The 22,372-nt window shown below is 61.1% G+C and carries 13 protein-coding genes; 11 read left to right on the top strand and 2 right to left on the bottom strand.

The genetic code is table 11. The features are described from left to right. Window positions 1-7 precede the first annotated feature (7 nt). The 11 genes from alg8 (at window position 8) to BFQ00_RS19335 (ending at window position 15,080) form a co-directional block, all read left to right on the top strand. A complete protein-coding gene (gene alg8, locus BFQ00_RS19385) occupies window positions 8-1,489 on the top strand; it encodes a mannuronan synthase (protein WP_170827573.1) in 1,482 nt (493 codons plus the stop codon). A 36-nt stretch (window positions 1,490-1,525) separates the two neighbouring features. Further along, on the top strand, window positions 1,526-2,692 hold the full coding sequence (locus BFQ00_RS19380) for an alginate biosynthesis protein Alg44 (protein ID WP_065934431.1): 1,167 nt from the start codon (window positions 1,526-1,528) through the stop codon (window positions 2,690-2,692). 80 nt (window positions 2,693-2,772) lie between these two features. After that, the gene (gene algK, locus BFQ00_RS19375; RefSeq protein ID WP_065934430.1) at window positions 2,773-4,152 is read left to right on the top strand and encodes an alginate biosynthesis TPR repeat lipoprotein AlgK; all 1,380 of its coding nucleotides are present in this window, start codon (window positions 2,773-2,775) and stop codon (window positions 4,150-4,152) included. Next, a complete protein-coding gene (locus BFQ00_RS19370) occupies window positions 4,149-5,636 on the top strand; it encodes an alginate export family protein (RefSeq protein ID WP_065885859.1) in 1,488 nt (495 codons plus the stop codon). Before algK ends, BFQ00_RS19370 begins: the two co-directional genes overlap by 4 nt. Next, window positions 5,636-7,204, top strand: a complete 1,569-nt coding sequence (gene algG / locus BFQ00_RS19365; RefSeq protein ID WP_065885858.1) for a mannuronan 5-epimerase AlgG — start codon at window positions 5,636-5,638, stop codon at window positions 7,202-7,204. The genes BFQ00_RS19370 and algG overlap by 1 nt, the downstream gene beginning before the upstream one ends. Before the next feature lie 11 nt (window positions 7,205-7,215). Further along, complete coding sequence (locus BFQ00_RS19360) at window positions 7,216-8,664, top strand: alginate O-acetyltransferase (protein ID WP_065934561.1); 1,449 nt, start codon at window positions 7,216-7,218, stop codon at window positions 8,662-8,664. 8 nt (window positions 8,665-8,672) lie between these two features. Further along, complete coding sequence (locus BFQ00_RS19355; protein WP_065885857.1) at window positions 8,673-9,782, top strand: mannuronate-specific alginate lyase; 1,110 nt, start codon at window positions 8,673-8,675, stop codon at window positions 9,780-9,782. A 219-nt stretch (window positions 9,783-10,001) separates the two neighbouring features. Beyond that, complete coding sequence (locus BFQ00_RS19350) at window positions 10,002-11,534, top strand: MBOAT family O-acyltransferase (RefSeq protein ID WP_065934429.1); 1,533 nt, start codon at window positions 10,002-10,004, stop codon at window positions 11,532-11,534. Window positions 11,535-11,545: 11 nt separating this feature from the next. Continuing rightward, entirely contained in the window at window positions 11,546-12,733 is a 1,188-nt protein-coding gene (locus BFQ00_RS19345) for an alginate O-acetyltransferase (RefSeq protein WP_065934428.1), read from the top strand. A 16-nt stretch (window positions 12,734-12,749) separates the two neighbouring features. Continuing rightward, complete coding sequence (locus BFQ00_RS19340; RefSeq protein ID WP_016978194.1) at window positions 12,750-13,406, top strand: alginate O-acetyltransferase AlgF; 657 nt, start codon at window positions 12,750-12,752, stop codon at window positions 13,404-13,406. Window positions 13,407-13,628: 222 nt separating this feature from the next. Continuing rightward, a complete protein-coding gene (locus BFQ00_RS19335; RefSeq protein ID WP_065895311.1) occupies window positions 13,629-15,080 on the top strand; it encodes a mannose-1-phosphate guanylyltransferase/mannose-6-phosphate isomerase in 1,452 nt (483 codons plus the stop codon). 98 nt (window positions 15,081-15,178) lie between these two features. Here the strand turns inward: BFQ00_RS19335 and BFQ00_RS19330 are convergent, their stop codons facing one another. After that, entirely contained in the window at window positions 15,179-17,833 is a 2,655-nt protein-coding gene (locus BFQ00_RS19330; protein WP_065934427.1) for an RHS repeat-associated core domain-containing protein, read from the bottom strand. Beyond that, window positions 17,830-22,368, bottom strand: coding sequence for a SpvB/TcaC N-terminal domain-containing protein (locus BFQ00_RS19325; RefSeq protein ID WP_242527091.1), 4,539 nt, complete (start codon window positions 22,366-22,368; stop codon window positions 17,830-17,832). Before BFQ00_RS19325 ends, BFQ00_RS19330 begins: the two co-directional genes overlap by 4 nt. Window positions 22,369-22,372 lie beyond the last annotated feature (4 nt).

Genomic DNA, 22,372 nt, shown 5'->3' with positions numbered 1-22,372 from the left:
GACGCTTATGTCCAAGTTAAAACATGTATTTCTGCAAGCCGCCGGCTGGCTGTTGTTTCTCAGCCTGCTGATGGGACTCGCCCTGCTGTTGCCGGCGAGCACCTTCGATTCGCAATCGAAGAATTTTATTTTCCTGATTGGCGCCGTCGGTATCTGGCGCTACTCGATGGGTGCAACGCATTTCTTTCGCGGCATGCTGTTCCTGTACGTGGTGTACCCGCACCTGCGCCGCAAAGTGCGCAAGCTGGGCAAGGCCGCCGACCCATCCCATGTGTTCCTGATGGTCACCAGCTTCAGGATCGATGCGCTGACCACTGCGCAGGTCTACAGCTCGGTGATTCGCGAAGCCATCGAATGCGGCTTCCCCACCACCGTGGTCTGCTCGCTGGTGGAAATGTCCGATGAGCTGCTGGTCAAGAGCCTCTGGGAAAAAATGAACCCACCGGCTCACGTCAAGCTCGACTTCGTGCGCATCGCCGGTACCGGCAAGCGCGACGGCCTGGCCTTCGGTTTCCGCGCCATCTCGCGCCACCTGCCGGATGACCGCGCGGTGGTAGCGGTGATCGATGGCGACACCGTGCTGGCCGAAGGCGTGGTGCGCAAGACCGTGCCGTGGTTCCAGCTGTTCGGCAATGTCGGTGGCCTGACCACCAACGAATTCTGCGAAGTGCGCGGCGGCTACATCATGAGCGAGTGGCACAAGCTGCGCTTCGCCCAGCGCCACATCAACATGTGCTCCATGGCCCTGTCCAAGCGCGTGCTGACCATGACCGGGCGTATGTCGGTGTTCCGCGCCAGCGTGGTGACTGACCCGGGCTTTATCGCCGACGTGGAAAGCGACTCGCTGCAACACTGGCGCCTGGGCCGCTTCAAGTTCCTCACCGGTGATGACAAGTCCAGCTGGTTCAGCCTGATGCGTCTGGGCTACGACACCTTCTACGTGCCCGATGCCGCGATCAACACCGTAGAACACCCGCCGGAAAAGAGCTTTATCAAGGCCAGCCGCAAACTGATGTTCCGCTGGTACGGCAACAACCTGCGCCAGAACTCCCGCGCCCTGGGCCTGGGTGTGCGTCGCCTGGGTCTGTTCACCAGCGTGGTGCTGTTCGACCAGCGCGTGTCGATGTGGACCTCCCTGCTCGGCCTGACCGTGGCAATCATCGCCACCTTCAAATACGGCGGCGCGTTCATCCTCGCGTACCTGCTGTGGATCGGCATCACCCGTCTGATCCTTACGCTGCTGCTGTCGTGCTCCGGCCACAAGATCGGCCCGGCCTATCCGCTGATTCTCTATTACAACCAGATCATGGGCGCGCTGGTAAAGATCTACGTGTTCTTCCGCCTTGATCAACAGTCCTGGACCCGCCAGGACACCAAACTGACCCGCGATTTGGCCAGCTTTCAACGTTGGTTCAACACCTGGTCGTCTCGGACCATGACCTTCTCCGCCGGCAGCATTTTCGTCGCCGTGTTGCTGATGATGGTCTGACCCTGCCAAGCCTGAATTAACTTAAGGAATGCCCTGATGAACAGCCAAGTAAACGCCAACGTAGTCCACGAATCCGAAGCCCAGCGCCAGCACGCCCGGGTCAAAATCCCGGCCAAGCTGCGCTTCTTCAACACCGACCGCACGCAGACCGAAGCACGGGTGATCGACTTGTCCGCCGGCGGCCTGGCGTTCACCGCCACCCAGCCGCTGACCATCGGTGAGGTGCACAAGGGTCGCCTGCAGTTCGTGATCGACAACCTCGGTCTGGCGATGGATGTGGAGCTGCAGATTCGCTCCTATGACCGCCAGAGCGGCCGCACCGGCTGCCAGTTCCAGAACCTCGATGCCCAGGATATTTCCACCCTGCGCCACCTGATCACCTCGCACTTGTCCGGTGACATCGTGACCATGGGCGACGTGCTGGCCACCTTGCAACGCGACAACTTCACCAAGGCCCGCAAGGTCAAGGACGGCGGCAGCAACATGAGCGCCTTTGGCCGCTTGCGCGCCGTGACCTTCAGCCTGGCGATCTTCCTGGTCGGCCTCGCCGCGTTCGGTTTCGTCTTCAAGTCCCTCTACGGCATGTACTTCGTCAGCCACGCCCAGGCAGGTATCGTCAGCGTACCGGGCATGAACGTGACCATGCCGCGTGACGGCACCGTGCAAAGCCTGCTCAAGGGTGACGCGGTAGCGGCCAAAGGCGCGCCGCTGGCGACCTTCAGCACCAGCATGCTCGATGTGCTCAAGGGCCATCTGGACGAAGACCAACTGCAACCGGCCAAGGTTGAAGAACTGTTCGGCAAGCAAATGACCGGCACCCTGACCTCGCCGTGCGATTGCGTGGTCGCCCAGCAACTGGTCGCCGACGGCCAGTACGCCAGCAAGGGCGACGTGATCTTCCAACTGGTGCCGCGTGGCAGTCAGGCCAACGTCGAAGCCCGCTTCACCTACCGCCAGTTTGGCGATGTACGTCCAGGTACGCCGGTGAGCTTCCAGGTCGCCGACGAAGAGCAGGTGCGCACCGGCACCATCGTCAGCAGCACCAGCCTGAACAGCGCCGACCTGTCCTCCGACATCCGCGTGCAGATCAAGCCGGATGCCCCGCTGGACAGCACCTACGCCGGCCGCCCGGTGGAAGTCACCAGTGACCGCGGCCCTTCGCTGAACTGGCTGATCGATAAAGCCATGGCTCACGGTCTGTAAGCGAGGACATGCCTGTGAACCCTATTTCAAGAACAACACAATCCCTGTGGGAGCGGGCTTGCCACAAAAAACCCTCCCACATGGGTTCGGTGGCGTTGCTGGCGGTTGCGGTGAGCCTGGCCGGTTGTGCCGGCCTGCCCGACCAGCGCCTGGCCAATGAAGCGCTCAAGCGCGGCGACACCGTCACCGCCCAGCAGAATTACCAGCAACTGGCAGACCTGGGCTACAGCGAGGCCCAGGTGGGCCTGGCCGATATCCAGGTCGGCACCCGCGATCCGGCGCAAATCAAACAGGCCGAAGCCACTTACCGCGCAGCGGCGGACACTTCGCCCCGGGCCCAGGCGCGCCTGGGTCGCCTGCTGGTGGCCAAGCCCGGCGCCACCGAAGCCGAACACCATGAAGCGCAAATGCTGCTGAAAAAAGCCTTTGCCAATGGCGAAGGCAATACCCTGATTCCGCTGGCGATGCTGTACCTGCAATACCCGCACAGCTTCCCCGACGTGAACGCCCAGCAACAGATCAGCCAATGGCAGGCCGCCGGTTACCCGGAAGCCGGCCTGGCCCAGGTGCTGCTGTATCGCACCCAGAACACCTACGACCAGCATCTGGATGATGTCGAGCGCATCTGCAAGGCGGCGCTGAACACCACCGATATCTGCTACGTCGAACTGGCCACGGTCTACCAGAAAAAAGCCGAGCCGGAAAAACAGGCCGAGCTGCTCAAGCAGATGGAAGCAGGCTACAGCCGTGGCACCGTCACCGCCCAGCGCGTCGACAGCGTCGCCCGCGTACTCGGCGATGCCACCCTCGGCACGCCGGACGAGAAAACCGCACAGACGTTGCTGGAAAAAATCGCCCCGGGTTACCCCGCGTCCTGGGTCAGCCTGGCGCAACTGCTCTACGACTTCCCCGAACTGGGCGACGTCGACCAGATGATGAAGTACCTGGACAACGGCCGCGCCGCCGACCAGCCACGCGCCGAGCTGTTGCTGGGCAAGCTTTACTACGAAGGCAAATGGGTGCCGGCCGACGCCAAGGCTGCCGAGGCGCATTTCGAGAAAGCCGTGGGCCGTGAAGTGGCCGCCGATTACTACCTCGGCCAGATCTACCGCCGCGGCTACCTGGGCAAGGTCTACTCGCAAAAAGCCCTCGACCACCTGCTGACCGCAGCGCGCAACGGCCAGAACAGCGCCGATTTCGCCATTGCCCAACTGTTTTCCCAGGGCAAGGGCACCAAGCCCGACCCGCTCAACGCCTATGTTTTCAGCCAACTGGCCAAGGCCCAGGACACGCCGGAAGCCAATGAGCTGGCCACCCAGCTCGAAGCCCCGCTGACGCCTGAGCAACGCGCCGAAGGCCAACGCCTGGTGCAACAGGAGCTGGCCGCCCGCGGCACCCTGGCCCAAAGCACGCTGCAACTGCACGCCCTGCAAGAAGAAGACGGCGAGGAATCCCTATGAAGCTCAATCCATTCGTCAAGGCCGGCATCGGCCTGTCCTTCGCCCTGCTGTGGTCGTGCCCGACCCTGGCCGCGCTGACCGAAGCCAAGAACTTCGGCCTGGAAGTCAAAGCCACCGCGCAGTCCGAAGACGACCGCGACCTGGGCACCCAGAAAGGCGGCGACGTCAACGGTATCGGCCTCGACCTGCGCCCTTGGATCTACGGCGAAAGCGGCGCGTGGAGCGCCTACGCCATGGGCCAGGCGGTGGCCTCCAGCGACATCATCGAGACCGACACCCTGCAACAGTCGGCCGATGACACGACCGAACAATCGAGCAACGACGACCGCAAGGCGAAGAAAAACTACCTGGCCCTGCGCGAGTTCTGGGTCGGCTACAGCGGCTTCACGCCCTACCCCGGCGAGATCCTCAAGTTCGGTCGCCAGCGCCTGCGCAATGACGACGGTCAATGGCGCGACACCAACATCGAAGCGCTGAACTGGACCTTCGACACCACCCTGCTCAAGGCCAACGTCGGCGCCGCCGAACGCTTCAGCGAATACCGCACCGACCTCAAGGAACTGTCGCCGGTCGACAAGGACCGCCAGCACTTCTACGCCGACGCCGCCTACCAGTGGACGCCGGGCCAGTGGATCGGCCTGCGCGGCCACCATACCCATGACGACGGCAAGCTCGACTACGCCGAACCGGGCGTGGCCAGCGACCCATTGGACAAGCGCGAAAACGGCGACCTGACCTGGCTCGGCATCGAAGCCAACAGCGACGCCTATAACTGGCGCAACACCAACACGGTCAACTACTGGGCCAGTATTACCGGCATGAAGGGCGACCGCGACACGGTCAACGCCTTGAACGCCGATGGCAGCCGCCCGACCAATGCCAAGCGCAGTGATGACGTGAGCGGCTGGGCCACCGATATCGGCGTGCGCCTGCGCCTCGATCCGCAGTGGCAAGTCGGCGCGGCCTACTCCCGTGCCAGTGCCGAGTACGAGCAGAACGGCCTGCAAAGCAACCGTTCGAACTGGACCGGCACCCAGTCCCGCGTGCACCGCTTCGGCGAGGCGTTTCGCGGCGAGATGAACAACATGCAGTCCATGAGCCTGTTCGGTTCCTGGCAGCTGCGCGAGGACTACGACGCCAGCCTGGTGTACCACAAGTTCTGGCGCGTGGACGGCAACAAGCCGGTGGGCAGCAACGGCATCGACGCGGTGCAGAACAACACCGACGACGTGACCGGCGCGATCCTCTCCAGCACCTCCCTGCCCCTTGAAGACGGCAAGAAGGACCTCGGCCAGGAGATGGACCTGGTCGTCACCAAGTACTTCAAGAAAGGCTTGCTGCCCGCCGCGCTGAGCCAGTCGATCGACGAGCCCTCGGCCCTGGTGCGCTTGCGTGCCGGCGTGTTCAAGCCGGGTGACGCCTATGGCAGCCAGGTCGACTCCTACATGCACCGCGCCTTTGTCGACGTGGTCTGGAAATTCTGATGGGAGCCTGCGCAATGAATGCTCAAAGCCTACTCGTCGCGGCAATGCTGGTGGCCAGTGCCCCAGCGTTTGCCGACACGGCGGCCAAGGCGCCGACCATCGCCAAGGAACTGCAACAGGCCAAGACCTACACCATTTCCAGCCCGCCCACCGCGCCGCTGGAAATGGCCAAGCCGGCGCTGCCCGACCTGTCGGGCTACACCGCTGCGGCCATGGAAAAGAAAATCGTCAGAAGCAAACCGGGCAAGATCAGCATCCGCCGCATGATGCAGGAAGACGCGCTCAAGGACTTTATCGGCGGCGACAACAAGATGGCCGAATGGGTGGTGCGCCAGCATGGCATTCCCCAGGCGATCTTTGTCGACGACGGCTACATGAACCTCAAGGACCTGCTGGGCAAGGTGCCCAAGCAGTACTTCAGCGAGACATCGCCCGGTGTGTTCCTGGCCAAGTTGCCCATCGTGGTCGGTCGTAAAGGCATCCTCGATATCGACAAGAACACCCAGGAACTGCGCCTGTCCCAGCAAGCCGGTTCGTTCCTGATCAACGACGGCCAACTGTTCGTGCGTGACACCAAGGTCACCGGTTGGGATGAAAAAACCAACGGCCCGGCGCTGTTCAAGTCGCCCAAGGAGTTCCGCCCGTTCCTGCTGGCCTGGGGCGGCACCGAGACCTATATCTCCAAGACCAAGATGGCCAGCTTCGGCTATGCCAACAGTAAGTCGTACGGGGTGAGTATTTCCCAGTACACGCCGAACATGGCCAAGGTGCTCAAGCGGCCCGAGCCGACCGGCTGGATCATCGACTCCGAGTTCTCGGACATGTGGTACGGCTTCTACTGCTACGAGACCACAGGCTTTGTGATCAAGGGTAATACCTACAAGGACAACATCGTCTACGGCATTGACCCCCATGACCGTTCCCACGGCCTGATCATCGCCGACAACACCGTGTACGGCACGAAGAAGAAGCACGGCATCATCATTTCCCGGGAAGTGAACGACAGCTTCATCTTCAACAACCGCAGCTACGACAACAAACTGTCGGGCCTGGTGATCGACCGTAACAGCGTGAACAACCTGATCGTCGACAACGAGATCTACCGCAACCACACCGACGGCATCACCCTCTATGAGAGCGGTGACAACCTGCTGTGGGGCAACAAGGTGATCAGCAACCGTCGCCACGGCATCCGCGTGCGTAACAGCGTGAACATCAAGCTCTACGAAAACACCGCCATGGCCAACGGCCTGACCGGCGTGTACGGCCACATCAAGGACTTGACCGACACCGACCGTGACATCGCCCTCGACCCGTTCGACGCCAAGGTCTCGCTGATCGTGGTCGGCGGTGAACTGGCGGGCAACGGCAGCGGGCCGTTGTCCATCGACTCGCCGTTGAGTATCGAGCTGTACCGCGTGTCGATGCTGGCGCCGACCAAATCCAGCGGCATCAGCTTCTCCGGCATTCTGGGCGAGCGCCAGGAAGAAATTCTCGACCTGCTGGTGCGCCAGCAGAAAGCCGTGCTGATCGACCCCGTCGAACGCCAGACCGAACTGCAGGACTGAGGATGACCCTTATGCACCCACACATGATCAAACTGCTGAGCCTCTCGGGTCTGACCCTCGGCCTGCTCGCGGCCAGCCAGGGCGTGCGCGCCGATGAAGTGAAGGCACCGACTTTCACTGCCGAACCGTGCTGCAGCCTGTGCCCGGCCGCCCACGACGCGAAGAACTACACCACGCGCTACCAGCAGAACTTCACCACCCTGGTGCAAGCCCAGGGCGACTGGCTGTTCCGTACCCAGGAAGACCTGCGCACCGAATTCGACACCACGCCGGCCGGCTACAAGCGCATGCAGCAGTTGCACGATGCGTTCAAGAGCAAGGGCGTGGAACTGGTGGTGGTCTACCAGCCGACCCGTGGCCTGGTGAACCGCAACAAGCTCAACCCCGAAGAAAAAGCCAGGTTCGATTTCGACAAGGCCCTGGGCAACTACAAAACCATGCTCGGCCGTTTCGCCAAGATGGGCTATGTGGTGCCGGACCTGTCGCCATTGACCAACGAGCAACTGCCCGACGAATTGCCGGCCCATGATTTCTACTTCCGTGGCGACCAGCACTGGACCCCGTACGGCGCCCAGCGCACCGCAAAAATCGTCGCGGCCAAGGTCAAGCAGATGCCGCAATACGCGGAAATCCCCAAGCGCGAATTCGAGACCAAACGCTCGGGCCGCATGGGCAAGACCGGCACCCTGCACAACATGGCCGGGCAACTGTGCGGCACCAGCTACGCGATCCAGTACATGGACCAGTTCACCACCGAACCCAAGGGTGAAGCCGGTGACGGCGACCTGTTCGGTGATTCGGGCGACCCGCAGATCACCCTGGTGGGCACCAGCCACAGCGGCAAGAACTACAACTTCGCCGGTTTCCTGCAGGAAGAAATCGGTGCCGACATCCTCAACGTCGCCTTCCCTGGCGGTGGCCTGGAAGGCTCGATGATCCAGTACCTGGGCAGCGAAGAGTTCCAGAAAAACCCGCCGAAGATCCTCATCTGGGAATTTTCGCCGCTGTACCGTCTCGACCAGGAAACCATCTACCGCCAGATGATGGCGCTGCTCGACAACGGCTGCGAAGGCAAGGCCGCGCAGATGTCGGCCAGCACCACATTGAAACCGGGCAAAAACGAACTGATGGTCAACAGCGCGAACAAAGACCTGCGCAACGCCAACCATCAGGTCGATATCCGCTTCGCCGATCCGTCGGTGAAAACCTTGCAAGCCACCCTCTGGTACATGAACGGGCGCCACGAGGACATCAAGATCGAGAAACCCGAAACATCCGATACAGACGGGCGTTTCGCCTTTGAACTGCGCACCGATGAAGACTGGGCCTCGCAGAACTTGCTGGCCGTGGAAGTGCAGGGCCCGGAAAAGGGTGCTGCCGCGCAGAAAGTCGAAGCGAAAATTTGCACACGCAACGTATTCCCAAGCGGTGGTCAGCAGACCGCCCAACTCGGGAAGTGAGGTTACCTATGCAAAAGTTATTGCTCCCCACCCTGCTGGGCCTGGCCATGTTTGCCGGCGCCGTGAATGCGGCCGCGCCACTGCGTCCGCCCCAGGGCTATTTCGCCCCGATCGAAGCGTTCAAGACCGGCGACTTCAAGGAAAACTGCGACACCATGCCGACGCCCTACACCGGGCCGTTGCAGTTTCGCAGCAAGTACGAAGGCTCGGACAAGGCTCGCTCGACACTGAATGTGCAGTCGGAAAAAGCCTTTCGCGACAGCACCGCCGACATCACCAAGCTGGAGAAAGACACCAGCAAACGCGTGATGCAGTTCATGCGTGACGGCCGCCCACAGCAGCTCGAATGCACGCTGAACTGGCTGGTGTCGTGGGCCAAGGCCGATGCCTTGATGTCCAAGGACTTCAACCACACCGGCAAGTCCATGCGCAAATGGGCACTGGGCAGCATGGCCTCGGCCTATGTGCGCCTGAAGTTCTCCGAGTCGCACCCGCTGGCCAATCATCAGCAGGAATCGCAACTGATCGAAGCCTGGTTCAACAAACTGGCCGATCAGGTGGTGAGCGACTGGGACAACCTGCCGCTGGAAAAAACCAACAACCATTCCTACTGGGCCGCCTGGTCGGTGATGGCGACCTCCATCGCCACCAACCGCCGTGACCTGTTTGATTGGGCCGTCAAGGAATACAAGGTCGGTGTGAACCAGGTCGACGACCAGGGCTTCCTGCCGAACGAACTGAAGCGTCAGCAACGCGCCCTGTCGTACCACAACTACGCCCTGCCGCCGCTGTCGATGATCGCCAGTTTTGCCCTGGTCAACGGCGTGGACCTGCGCCAGGAAAACAACAGCGCGCTCAAGCGCCTGGGCGACAAGGTGCTGGCCGGGGTCAAGGACCCGGACATCTTCGAACAGAAGAACGGCAAGGAGCAGGACATGAAGGACTTGAAGCAGGACATGAAATTTGCCTGGCTCGAGCCTTTCTGCACCCTCTACACCTGTGCCCCGGAAGTGATCGAGCGCAAGCACGGCATGCAGCCGTTCAAGACCTTCCGCCTGGGCGGCGACCTGACCAAGGTCTACGACCCGACGCATGAAAAAGGCAACAAAGGCAGCTGACGTAACGCGGTAAAAAATGTGGGAGGGGGCTTGCCCCCGATGGCGGAGTAACAGTCGCCATCTGTGTTGAATGACACACCGCTATCGGGGGCAAGCCCCCTCCCACATTTTTGAGCCGGTTTCGACAGTGAGATTGCAACACAACCCTCCCCGAATTTCGTGGGGGGGTTTGGGGGGGCTGCGGCCCTTGACTGTTGGTTTAAACATGGAGAGATCGGGATGGTTTTCTCGTCCAACGTGTTCCTGTTTCTGTTCTTGCCGATCTTTCTCGGCTTGTACTACTTGAGCGGGCAACGCTATCGCAACCTGCTGCTGCTGATTGCCAGCTACGTGTTCTACGCCTGGTGGCGAGTGGACTTCCTGGCGCTGTTCGCCGCCGTCACGCTGTGGAACTACTGGATCGGCCTCAAGGTCGGTGCCGCCGGTGTGCGCACCCAACCGGCGCAGCGCTGGCTGCTGCTCGGCGTGGCCGTCGACCTGTGCATCCTCGGCTACTTCAAGTACGCCAACTTCGGCGTCGACAGCATCAATGTGATGATGAAGTCGGCGGGCCTGGAGCCGTTTATCCTGACCCACGTGCTGTTGCCGATCGGGATCTCGTTCTACATCTTCGAGTCCATCAGCTACATCATCGACGTGTATCGCGGCGACACCCCGGCAACGCGCAACCTGATCGACTTTGCGGCGTTCGTGGCGATCTTCCCGCACCTGATCGCCGGCCCCGTGTTGCGCTTTCGCGACCTGGCCGACCAGTTCAACAACCGCACCCACACCCTCGACAAGTTCTCCGAAGGCTGCACGCGGTTCATGCAGGGTTTCATCAAGAAAGTCTTCATCGCCGATACCCTGGCGGTGGTGGCCGACCACTGCTTCGCCCTGCAAAACCCGACCACGGGTGACGCCTGGCTCGGCGCGCTGGCCTACACCGCGCAGCTGTACTTCGACTTCTCCGGCTACAGCGACATGGCCATCGGCCTGGGCTTGATGATGGGTTTCCGCTTCATGGAAAACTTCAAGCAGCCGTACATCAGCCAGTCGATCACCGAGTTCTGGCGGCGCTGGCACATCAGCCTGTCCACCTGGCTGCGTGACTACCTGTACATCACCCTGGGCGGCAACCGCAAAGGCACGCTGACCACCTACCGCAACCTGTTCCTGACCATGCTGCTCGGTGGCCTGTGGCACGGCGCCAACATCACCTACATCGTGTGGGGCGCCTGGCACGGCATGTGGCTGGCGATTGAAAAAGCCATCGGCCTCAATACGGCGCCACGCAGCTTCAACGTGCTGCGCTGGGCCTTCACCTTCCTGCTGGTGGTGATGGGCTGGGTGATCTTCCGTGCCGAAAACCTGCACGTCGCCGGGCGTATGTACGGTGCGATGTTCAGCTTCAGCGAATGGTCGCTGTCGGAACTCAACCGCGCCAACCTGACCGGCCTGCAAGTGGCAACGTTGGTTGTGGCCTACGTCACCCTGGCGTTCTTCGGCCTGCGCGATTTCTACCGCAACCGCCCTGCCGAGAAGAGCAAGCCGAGTGATCCGAGCCTGATCAAGGCGGTACCGGGCGACAACCCCGGCAGCATCCACGAGCCCGGTTTCAGCGTGGGCCGTGACGCCGCCGTGCAACCGGCCTACTGGACCGCTGACTGGCCACGCTACGCGATGCGCGCGGCGGTGCTGCTGCTGTTCGTGGCGTCGATCCTGAAACTGTCGGCGCAGAGTTTCTCGCCGTTCCTTTACTTCCAATTCTGAGGGAGCCGACCATGACCCGTTCATTACGCATCCTCTATATCAGCCTGTTCCTGGCGCTGCTGCTGGCCCTGGGCGCCTGGTCGCTGCGCAGCTTCTTCGGCTTCAGCACCAACGCCGACGCGACCGTGCTCAACGGCCGCTGGACCAAGGCCGTCGAGACGCACTACGACGAGGCGTTCCCGATCAAGCGCCTGGGCACCAACCTGTGGGCGGCGCTGGACTACAAGCTGTTCAATGAAGGCCGCCCTGGCGTGGTGCTGGGCCGCGATCACTGGTTGTACAGCGACGAGGAATTCAACCCCGCCGTCAACGAAGACCAGAACCTGCAAGGCAACTACGCGCTGGTCGAAGGCGTGCGCCAGAAGCTCAAGGCCCAGGGCATCCAACTGGTGATGGCGATCGTGCCGGCCAAGGTGCGCCTGTACCCGGAACACCTGGGTGAGGTGAAACCGGCAAGCATCCACGCCAACCTGTACCAGGATTTCCATGCCCGTGTCGCGGCAGACAACATCCCCGCCCCGGACCTGCTCGGCCCACTGCAACAGGCCAAGCTCGCCGGCAAGCAGGTATTCCTGCGCACCGACACCCACTGGACCCCGGACGGCGCGGAAATCGCCGCCAGGCAACTGGCCAGGGCGATTGCCGACAAGACTCCGCTGAGCGGCGAGCCGCAGCGCTTTGTCACCGAAGCGGAAAAGACCGAACCGCATAAAGGCGACCTGCGCCTGTTCCTGCCCCTGGACCCGCTGTTCGAAAACCTGATGCCGCCCAAGGAGCCGCTGCAAAAACGCGTCACCCACCTGGCCGAAGAGAAAGGTGATGACGCGCTGTTCAGCGACAGCGAAACCCCGGTGGCCCTGGTGGGCACCAGCTACAGCGCCAACCCCAACTGGAACTTCGTCGGCGCCCTCAAGCAAGCCCTGGGCAGCGACGTGGTGAGCTACGCCGAAGACGGCCACGGCCCGATCCTGCCGATGCTCAGCTACCTGAAAAGCGATGACTTCAAGAACAACCCGCCCCAGGTGCTGATCTGGGAGTTCCCCGAACGCTATCTGCCCGTCAACAACGAAATCGGTGATGCCGACCCCGCGTGGGTTGCGCAGCTTAAACAAGCCGGTTCGCGCCAACAGAACATGGCAAGCAACACCCCTGCTTTTAAAAATCAGAAATCCGAGACGCCCGACCGGGCGCAAAACTGAAAGAGAGGTAACTCACATGACTTTCACTACAACTCCTCGTCGTCTCGCCAAGACCCTGGCTATCGCCGCCGGCCTGAGCTTCGTATCCATGTCCGCCTTCGCCGGTGGTGACGCCGCGCTCTACGGCCCAACGGCGCCGAAAGGCTCGAGCTTCGTGCGCATCTACAACGCCAGCAACCAGGAAGTCAGCGCCACGGTCGGCGCCACCAACCTCAGCGACGTTGCGCCACTGGCCAGCAGCGACTTCAGCTTCATGCCGGGCGGCGACTACAGCGCCAAGGTCGGCAGCCAGACCGTACCGGTCAAGCTCGCCGCCGATCACTACTACACCCTGGTCAACAGCGGCAGCGGCCAGCCTCAGTTGATCGAGGAACCGCCGTTCAAGAACAAGCAGAAATCCCTGGTGCGCGTGCAGAACCTCAGTGACAAGGCCCTGACCTTGAAAACTGCCGACGGCAAGACCGACGTGGTCAAGTCGGTGGCCGCCAAGGGCCGTGGCGAACGTGAAATCAACCCGGTGAAGGTGAGCCTGGCGTTGTATGACGGTGACAAGAAAGTCGGCGATGTGAAGCCGGTTGCCCTGGAGCGCGGTGAAGCGGCGGTGCTGTACGTCACCGGTTCCGGTTCAAGCCTGTCGCCGGTCTGGGTGAAACGCCCAGTGTCGACCCGCTGATTATTTCCCGAACCGAACGCAATCTACTGCAGGAGCGGGCTTGCCCGCGAAGAACGTCAACGATGACGCAGCGCCTTTGGTTTATCGCGCTGCTCTCGGGTTTTTCGCGAGCAAGCTCGCTCCTACAGGGGATCGAGGCGCCGGTTCGGACCGAGACAAAAACAAGAGTGAAACGACAAACCTTCGTAGCTCTGACCCAAACTGATTCAAGGAGAAACACCCATGATTCCAGTCATCCTTTCCGGTGGTAGCGGCTCACGTCTTTGGCCGCTTTCGCGTAAACAGTTCCCCAAGCAATTCCTGGCCCTGACCGGCGAGCACACGTTGTTCCAGCAAACCCTGGAACGCCTGGTGTTCGAAGGCATGGACTCCCCCATCGTGGTCTGCAACAAGGACCACCGCTTCATCGTCAACGAGCAACTGAGCGCGCGCAAGCTTGAGTGCCAGCGCATCCTGATGGAGCCGTTCGGCCGCAACACCGCGCCGGCCGTGGCCCTGACCGCGATGATGCTGGTCAATGAAGGCCGTGACGAGCTGATGCTGGTGCTGCCTGCCGACCACGTGATCGACGACCAGAAAGCCCTGCAACGCGCCCTGGCCCTGGCCACCGTGGCCGCCGAGCGCGGCGAGATGGTGCTGTTCGGCGTACCGGCAACCCGTCCGGAAACCGGTTACGGCTACATCAAGTCCAGCAACGATTCGCTGCTGCCTGAAGGCGTAAGCCGCGTGCAGCAGTTCGTGGAAAAACCCGATGAAAAACGCGCCGTCGAGTTCGTCAAAAGCGGCGGCTACTTCTGGAACAGCGGCATGTTCCTGTTCCGCGCCAGCCGCTTCCTGGAAGAGCTGAAAAAGCACGATCCGGACATCTACGACACTTGCGTGCTGACCCTGGAACGCAGCGAGCAGACCGCCGACACCGTGACCTTCGACGAAGCCACCTTCGCCTGCTGCCCGGACAACTCCATCGACTACGCCGTGATGGAAAAAACCCAGCGCGCCTGTGTGGTGCCGTTGAGCGCCGGCTGGAGCGACGTGGGCTGCTGGGCCTCGCTGTGGGCGGTCAATGACAAAGACGCCAACGGCAACGTGAGCAAAGGCGACGTGGTGATCCAGGACAGCCGCAACTGCATGGTGCATGGCAACGGCAAACTGGTCTCGGTGATCGGCCTGGACAACATCGTGGTGGTGGAAACCAAGGACGCGATGATGATTGCCCACAAGGACAAGGTCCAGGGCGTCAAGCAGATGGTCAACACCCTTAACGAGCAAGGCCGCAGCGAGACCCAGAATCACTGTGAAGTCTATCGTCCGTGGGGCTCCTACGACTCGGTGGACATGGGCGGGCGTTTCCAGGTCAAGCACATCTCGGTCAAGCCGGGCGCCTGCCTGTCGCTGCAGATGCACCACCACCGCGCGGAACACTGGATCGTGGTCAGCGGCACCGCTGAAGTCACCTGTGACGACAACGTGTTCCTGCTCTGCGAGAACCAGTCCACCTACATCCCGATTGCCTCGGTGCACCGCCTGCGCAACCCGGGCAAGATCCCGCTGGAGATCATCGAGGTGCAATCGGGCAGCTACCTGGGCGAAGACGATATCGAGCGCTTCGAAGATATCTACGGTCGCTCCACGCCGATTGAACGTGGCGTGTCGGTGAAAACTATCGCGCAGTAAAACAGTCGTACAAGAAGCCCTCACCCAGCCCATTGCGTCCCCTATCCGCAGTGGGTTGGGTGGGGGCTTTTACCTGACGGTTCACTGGCCGCCACCAATCATCTCAGCGCCCATTGGGAGAGCGAACTCATCAGACCTCTGCCGGGCTTTATGCCCACCACGTAGACCGCTCCTTTGATATGGCGGTTTGCGCCAGCTTCGGTGACATTCCGTTTAACGATCGAGTATCCACGCTTCTTGAGTTGCACAACCGCTAGATCAAGGTCAGGCTGATGGCCAGTGTAAAACCGCACCTCGCCACCGGGCACGAGCAACTCATTCGCGGCGTTGAACCATAAATCGAAGTGATTTTGCGTGAAGGGGTGTCGCGTTCCTCGGAACAAGTACTCGAAGCTGACCGTATCGAATTGACCAGGCCCATTTATTCCGAGGGGAGTACCTTTGTATAAGGTGAAGTCAAACGCCAGGTCAGGCCGGGCGCCACTGTCGATATCCACCGTAAAATCCCGCGCATGTGTGCGTCCCAACGAGCAGGCAAACCCGGGAAATCCCATGACGGTGGTGCCTTCAGGGCTGGCACCGCAACCCACCACCAGGTTGCGTTGACCGGGTGGAACCTTGCGCAAGTACCCCTGTATGGTCCATCTGGGCTTGCCATCGACTGCCGGCAGCGCGGCAGCGCCTTCGGGTGACAGGGCGGTAGAGGAGGATGAAGCGGCTCCCGGCGCCTCCTGCTCCCGTTCAGGGCTGCTGACCACTTCAGCGGGTTCATACGGTACCGCGCCATTGACCAACTCTTTGACCAGCCCACTATTGTCGCGGTAAACCAGCGGCCGATTACCCACCATGCAATAAAGATTCAACCCGTCGACGGTGCCGGCCGGATCCGGCGCCGACCACCGCTGTAACCCGCATAGGTAATAACGTCGACCAAAATAATAGAGGCCTGTAGCGTCCTGCTCCTTGCCCGAATAACGCAACGTGCGATAACTCTCCTCGCTCGAATCGCCTCTCTCGGCGAACGCGGTACTGCCAAACGGATGATAAGTCTCGCGACTGATGACCCGCGCTTCACTGTCCAACTCCAGCGAACAGGAGCCCAGGTGGTCACTCAGGTTGTAGCGGTACTGATCTTTGGCAAGCTGCCTCGGTGGTGGGGTTTCCCAGTGCAGCACCTGCACGGTCTCCCGCCCAACCTGCACCTTGATGACCTGCATCACGTCGGCATCGACGCGGCGAACCTCCAGTCCCGCTGGCAAGTAGCGCGTTTCGCTGATCACGGTACGCGTGTTGGTCTGGCTCGAAGAGATTTTACGTTGGCGCATACCGTCGGCACCGTAGACGTAGCGCTCGGTGTCATCCAGGCCCAGGGTTCGTTCCACGGTATGCACGTGGCTCAGTTGATTACGCGCATCCCAGCTCAGTGTGCGGCCCCGATCCAACACCAACAGGTTACCGTTGGCATCGAAGCCTTCGGCGATCTGCGCTTCAGTCGGCGGCCTCCCCCCCACCTCGGGCAAGCAGCGATTACTGTGCTTGGCCGCCGTCAACATCCGCCCATGTTGCTGCGGGCCATGGTGAATCAGCTCCAACAGATTACCGCCAGCGTCATAACGATAGGTTTGACGATAGTTGGCCACGGCAGCTGGGTCTTCGATATGGGCCGGTCCGCGATTAGCGCTACCGGCCTCCCAGCCGGTGGCTTCGATCAACTGGTAAAGGCTGTCATAGGTATAGCGGTTGATCGGCTCGATGCGTTGGTTGGCGTAGAAACGAACCGGCAGGGCTTTGTCCTCCAGGCTCAGGATATTGCCTACCGGGTCATGGACGTAGCGCAAATCCTGTAGCGGTTCGTCGCCAGGTCCTGCAGCCCACAGACGGATCAATAGCCCGGTTTTCGGGCAGTAATCAAACCGACTGGTGACCTTGTTGCCTGCCGTTTGCCGTTCGACCTGCCCTTGCGCGTTGTAGCGAATTTCATGCACCAGCCGTTGAGGGGCAGTCGCGTTTTTCAGCTGCAGCCAGGCCTCGCGCAACTGGCCGTCGATGGTGTGATTGAAACGCTGCCGATTACCCTGCGCATCGGTTTGCTCCAGCACATTGCCCAGCGGGTTGAACTGCAAAGTACTGCGAGCACCGGCTGCTCGCTCAAGCAAATCATCACGCTCATCAAGGGGCAGTGGCCAGTCGGGCACGTCCAGGCGTTGCAGAAAGTGTTGATGCTGCTCCAGCACCGCGCCGGCTAAGCCGAATTCATTGAAATGCTGTGTTCCGGCAGGATTATCGTGGCGAATCAACTGGCCGCACTGATTGTGCGCGCCGAAGTGCGGCGCGGCCTCGTCGTAGTGCAAACGTTCAACGCACGCGGCCTGCTCGAACACCGCCACAGGCCTGAGCAACGTATCGTACTCAATCCACCGCTCATTGCCGCGGGCATCCCACCCGTGTACCTGTTGACCAGCCTCTGCAAACAGACTGGCCCGCCACCCCGCATCAACACTGTCGGAGCCCAACACCTTGTTGCCGAGCGAATACACCCGCGTCAGGTTGGCCGGTGCCGCAGGTTGCGCGACTAAACGCGGGTCCCATTCAGCCACGACGCGACCGACACTATCGATAACACTGCGATTGACCCGTGCCTGAGCCGGTGCCAGCGCACTGTCGCGCCAATAGCTCACGGCGCGAACCGTGAGGCCGCGAGGGTCACGAACACTCAACCCCGGTGTCTGCCGATGTACCGCCGGCGCGTTCATTGCAGTGTCTCCCCCTGAGCCTCTTTCATCGCCATCACCTCTTCATAGGTGTCGTTTTCATCCTCGTAAATGCTGTACCAAGGCCAGTAGGTATGACGCCGCAGGTAATCTTCCTTGGCGAGGACGGTGCGGGTAGGCCGGCCTAACGGGTCATAGAATTGGCGATCGCTATAACCATGCTGCCTGAAACTGACATCGTTGATGTAGCGATGATGATCGGCAAAATAGGGCCGGTACATGCGCACGGCCAGCCCTTTGTTGTTGTACTCGATCCGTTCGCTGACCCGCCAACGCGCGACATCCTGCACCATCACCGGCCGACCCTCGTCGTCAAGGGCCAATGAACCATCGTCCTGCACATGGTAGGCGTACCCGCGCTCGACCTTTTGCTTGCTCTGCAAGGCACGCCCGAAACCGTCCCAGCAGCCCAAGGTGATGCGGATCTGTTTTTCCGGGTCGAGCGGGTAGCGATCCGCCTGCAAGCTGACGGCATGCACAGGCTCGCGACGCACCTGCGGGATCAAGTTCAACAGGCGTTGCTGCGCGGGCGTCAACGCATCGGATGGCAACAGCAGGCGGGCAGGCGCACGAATATGCCCACTGGGCAGCAGGTCGCCGCGTGCCACGCATTCGTCCAACCATTGGCGGTCCTGCAGGTCGGCGTCAGGCACCCTGCCCATCCAACTGAATGGGTCTTCAAAGTGCGCAATGGCAGCATCCTGCAAAGCAGTGTCCGCCGCCTCAATGACTTGGCTCGGCGTGCTGCCCAGGAGGGGCAGGTAGTCACTGAGCGGTGCAAAACCCACCGCGGCTCCCAGTTCGGTACCGTAGACACTGCTGGCGATCACCTGGCCAAACGCGCCGAAAAGCACCTCCCGGGTGTTTTGATTGGGGTCGATCACTCGCGCCGGTTGCAGCAAGCGGTAGTCGATCGAATCGACATACGTCTCACAGCCGTCAGGTAGGTGTACGCGGGTATTCAGGCACCCATAGGGGTCGTAGCTCAATTGGGTCACACCATGACTGCGGGTTTGCTGCACAGTGAGGGTGTTATAGAAACCCGCAAGGCCAGCGTAGGTATTGAACCCGCGCTTGACCGACCACAATGACGCTTGCGCCCGAGCAATCGACGGCAACACCAGACGCATTTTGTGGTAGCCGACTTCCAGGAGCTTTTGCTCCAGGTCGAACGGCATTTCACCTGCGTCGTTGCGCAGCAAGTCGTAGGCTTTGAGCGCCGTCTCATCCAGTTCGGCAATTTCCAGCTCGTCGGCCAAGGCCAGAAACGTGGCCTCGCCATCCGGTGATGGGTGAATCCCGGACCGGTCCCGATAGCGTTGCACCGACTGCCCCACCAGCGTACGTTGAGCCTTGGGGTTCAAGGGGTTCACGTCGGTTTGCGCGATGAAGGCCTCATAGCTGATCGCTTTGGGTTGCAAGCCTTTGGGGCCAGGACCTTTACCCAGTACCAGCGCGTTTTCCCGTTGCTGGAAAGGCAGGTGCAAACGCCAGCCCTGTGGGTCTGTCAGGTGGATATACTGCGCCAGGTTTTCACTCAGGTAATAAACCTGCTGCGCCGCGTCATGGGCATCACACCACCAGCGTTTCTGCGGTGCGATTTCATTCGGGTCCAACTGGCAGGCAGGATCATCCTGGGCCGTCAGGCGCCGGGCATAACTGACCCTGACGCCATGGGTCAGGCTGCCAAAAGCATCCCAGCGCAGGTTGATCTCGTGCTGGCACTGCGGGTCATCTGCCTGTTGTTCGTACTGGTAGGCAATCGACTCCAGGGCCAAAGCCAGCATCACTTTGTAGGGCGCAAATTGACCGCCCACTGGCCGGTCCAGCACGCGTATCAGGTAGCGGCTTTGCTCTACCGCATAAGGGACGTCGCAGGCGTTGCGCCCCCCATAGGTTTCCACACGCATTACCTGGCCCGCCAGCGCTTGGAGCATGCCCGGTAAGTCATCGGTCTTGGGGACGACGAGTTCATCGACACCATCGGCCTCGTGATAACAGCTGAGCAAGGTTGCACCCAAGGGGTGGGCCGCCTGATCGCCGTGGAAATAATCATCGCCGGCCGGGTCAATCGCCTGTCCGACATGAAACCAGGTCTTGCGCAACACCGGTTCACTGAAGCCCGACTCCCGTAGCTCCTCGTCAGCAACGTCGGCGTCTGTCTCCAGGAGCAGGGCAAAACCTCGAAAGGTTCGCAGTAGACCGTCGTAAAAGCCTTTTCGATATTCGAAACGTTGCGTCAGCCGATTTCGGGTGATTTCGTCAAATTGAACCTGCTCACTCACCACCGGCACGGGGAAGGGTAAACGACACACGGCCGGTTGGTTGCTAGCGAGCAATTGCTGTTTTTCATCCAGCCACTCCTGGGCCGAACTGCGATATTTCACGCTCGCGGCGGCGCCCAGGTTGTTATTGGTGGCACCTAACAAATAGGGTTTGGCCGCGACAAAGTCATACCGCCAATGCCTGGGCGACATATGCGGCACCGTCAGCACCAGGCTGGAGCAGCCCAGCCCTTGCAGGTCGGCGGTGCTCACCTGGCAAAAGCGGTCGTAGAGAACGCCTTCGGGCCAAGGGAGCTCAACGGCGGCATCGAAGCCGTTGCCACCACGGTTCATGAATACCAGCGCGCATTCAGCCTTCAAGTAGATCAGGTCAGCAGCCCCGGAGCCGTCCAGATCCGCCAGCAAGACCCGCGACGCATCGAACGCGTCATAAGCAAAATCCAGGGCGCTGAACGTGAAACCTTTGCCAAAGCGGCCCCGTCCCAGGTTGGGCCAGCATTCAAGCTGGTTGTGGCGGATGCGGATCAGATGCTGCTGGCCGCTGCCGAGCACGTCACTGAAGGCGACCAGTTCGGTGGCGGCGTTACTGATCAATGGCAGATCATCCTCGTCTGCCTGACGCGAAACCTGGGTCGCGGGGGCAAAACCGGCTCGCCGCAGGTTGGCATATAAACGCACACTGCGCGGGCCAATCATCGCCAGGTCAGACAAGCCCGCCCCCATCAGGTTGGCCAACTGCCCCTGAGGATGGAAAAACTCGTGAGGGACAGCGTCCAAGGTCGCGAAGTTCGACCAGCTGCGGTCCGGGTTGCAGGTAAAAAAACCACACAGCCCCGGCTGGGCGACGAGCCATTCAAGGCAGCCATCACCCGTGATTTCGCTTAAAAACTGCCGGGGTGCCTGCAGGCGGTCGGCTACCGGAATCTCTGGCAACTCATGCCAATCGTCATAGGCCACTTCGTCGAGGTCGCTCGTAGCCTTCGCCCGCATGGGCGCACGGTAGTACCAGGCTTTGTCATCCGTATACAAAATGCCCGGCAGCCCTTCGCCGTATAGGTCGACGAACTGATAACGCTGGCCGTCGTTAAGGCCCGGCATTTTTTCGAAGGCTTGATAGCGCAGGGGGTCGGGCGCGAGTTCGAACCGGTTATAGGTGAACTCCAGCGGTGGCCGACTCTGTATCTTTCCCTCTCGGTCAACGGCCTGTTCATGGGCCGCGTGCAACAGGCTATAACCCAGTGACGATGGCCGATACTCCAGCACCAGCCGGCGCACCAGCACGGGCGCCGGGCCCATATCCGGCTCCTCGGGAAAACAATGGAACATCAACACTTGCCGACACAGTTGCCGCGTCCTGAGCTCAAACCCATAGGCATAGCTGGAAAACGGATCGCCGCGTCCTGGCCATGCCGAGGCGGCCTCATAAGGAGGCACGGACAAGAGGGCAGCAGGACGTTCTCCATGGTCGAACACCAGGTGAAAGTGCCATAGCACACCTTGCCAACCGTCCATGCGCCACGCGTACAGTTGGTCATCCGCCAGCGCGTTACCGTAAAGCACCTTGCTCAAATAACGCTGGGCACTGATGCCATCGTCGGCCTGGTATTGGTAGACAATATGCTCGCCACGAGGGTTGAGGCTTTCATCCAGCAGCCACGCCCCTACACGTGCATCATCCAGCGGATCGACACGTCGCGAAGCCGCCGTTTTACCGTACACGTGCAAATTGCCGTCCGCACTGTGAATCAACCAGAACCCTGCCGGGTCGGCGCTATCGGACCAATGCTCGATCAGTGCAAATGCGCCCTCGATGCGAGGCCAGTGACGTACCACGGTGTAAGGCCCCACCGGCAAGCCGTTATAGGCCGTCACGACCCGTGAGAGCTGTGCGCCCGTCGTCGGATTGCGCTCCGGCATCCAGGGTTCCCCGTCCGGCCCCAGGATCACATCTTTATCGGTGTAGGCCGGCACCCCTGTGGACGTTCGTCGAGTGATCGCATTGGGCGTCTTGCTCCAACCGATGCCGAACGGGCTGTTGCCGCCGCTGCTGCTGTAACCCAGGGCCAGATCCGGGGCGAAACCTCGACCGACGGAAATCGGCAAGGGCAGCTCGAACGATGCGTCACCGCTGGTACCGATCGACCCCAGGCCGTTGCCGATACTTTGGATAGCGCCGCCGCCCTTGGGCAGGGACGGCGTGGCGATCTGCACAGACTCGTGGTTGTTCAGCATGCCA

It is taken from the genome of Pseudomonas sp. 28 E 9 (genome assembly GCF_900004785.1).
Taxonomy (GTDB): Bacteria; Pseudomonadota; Gammaproteobacteria; order Pseudomonadales; family Pseudomonadaceae; genus Aquipseudomonas; species Aquipseudomonas orientalis_A.
The sequence above is the reverse complement of the archived record's forward strand: the minus strand, read 5'-3'. Positions and strand labels throughout refer to the sequence as shown.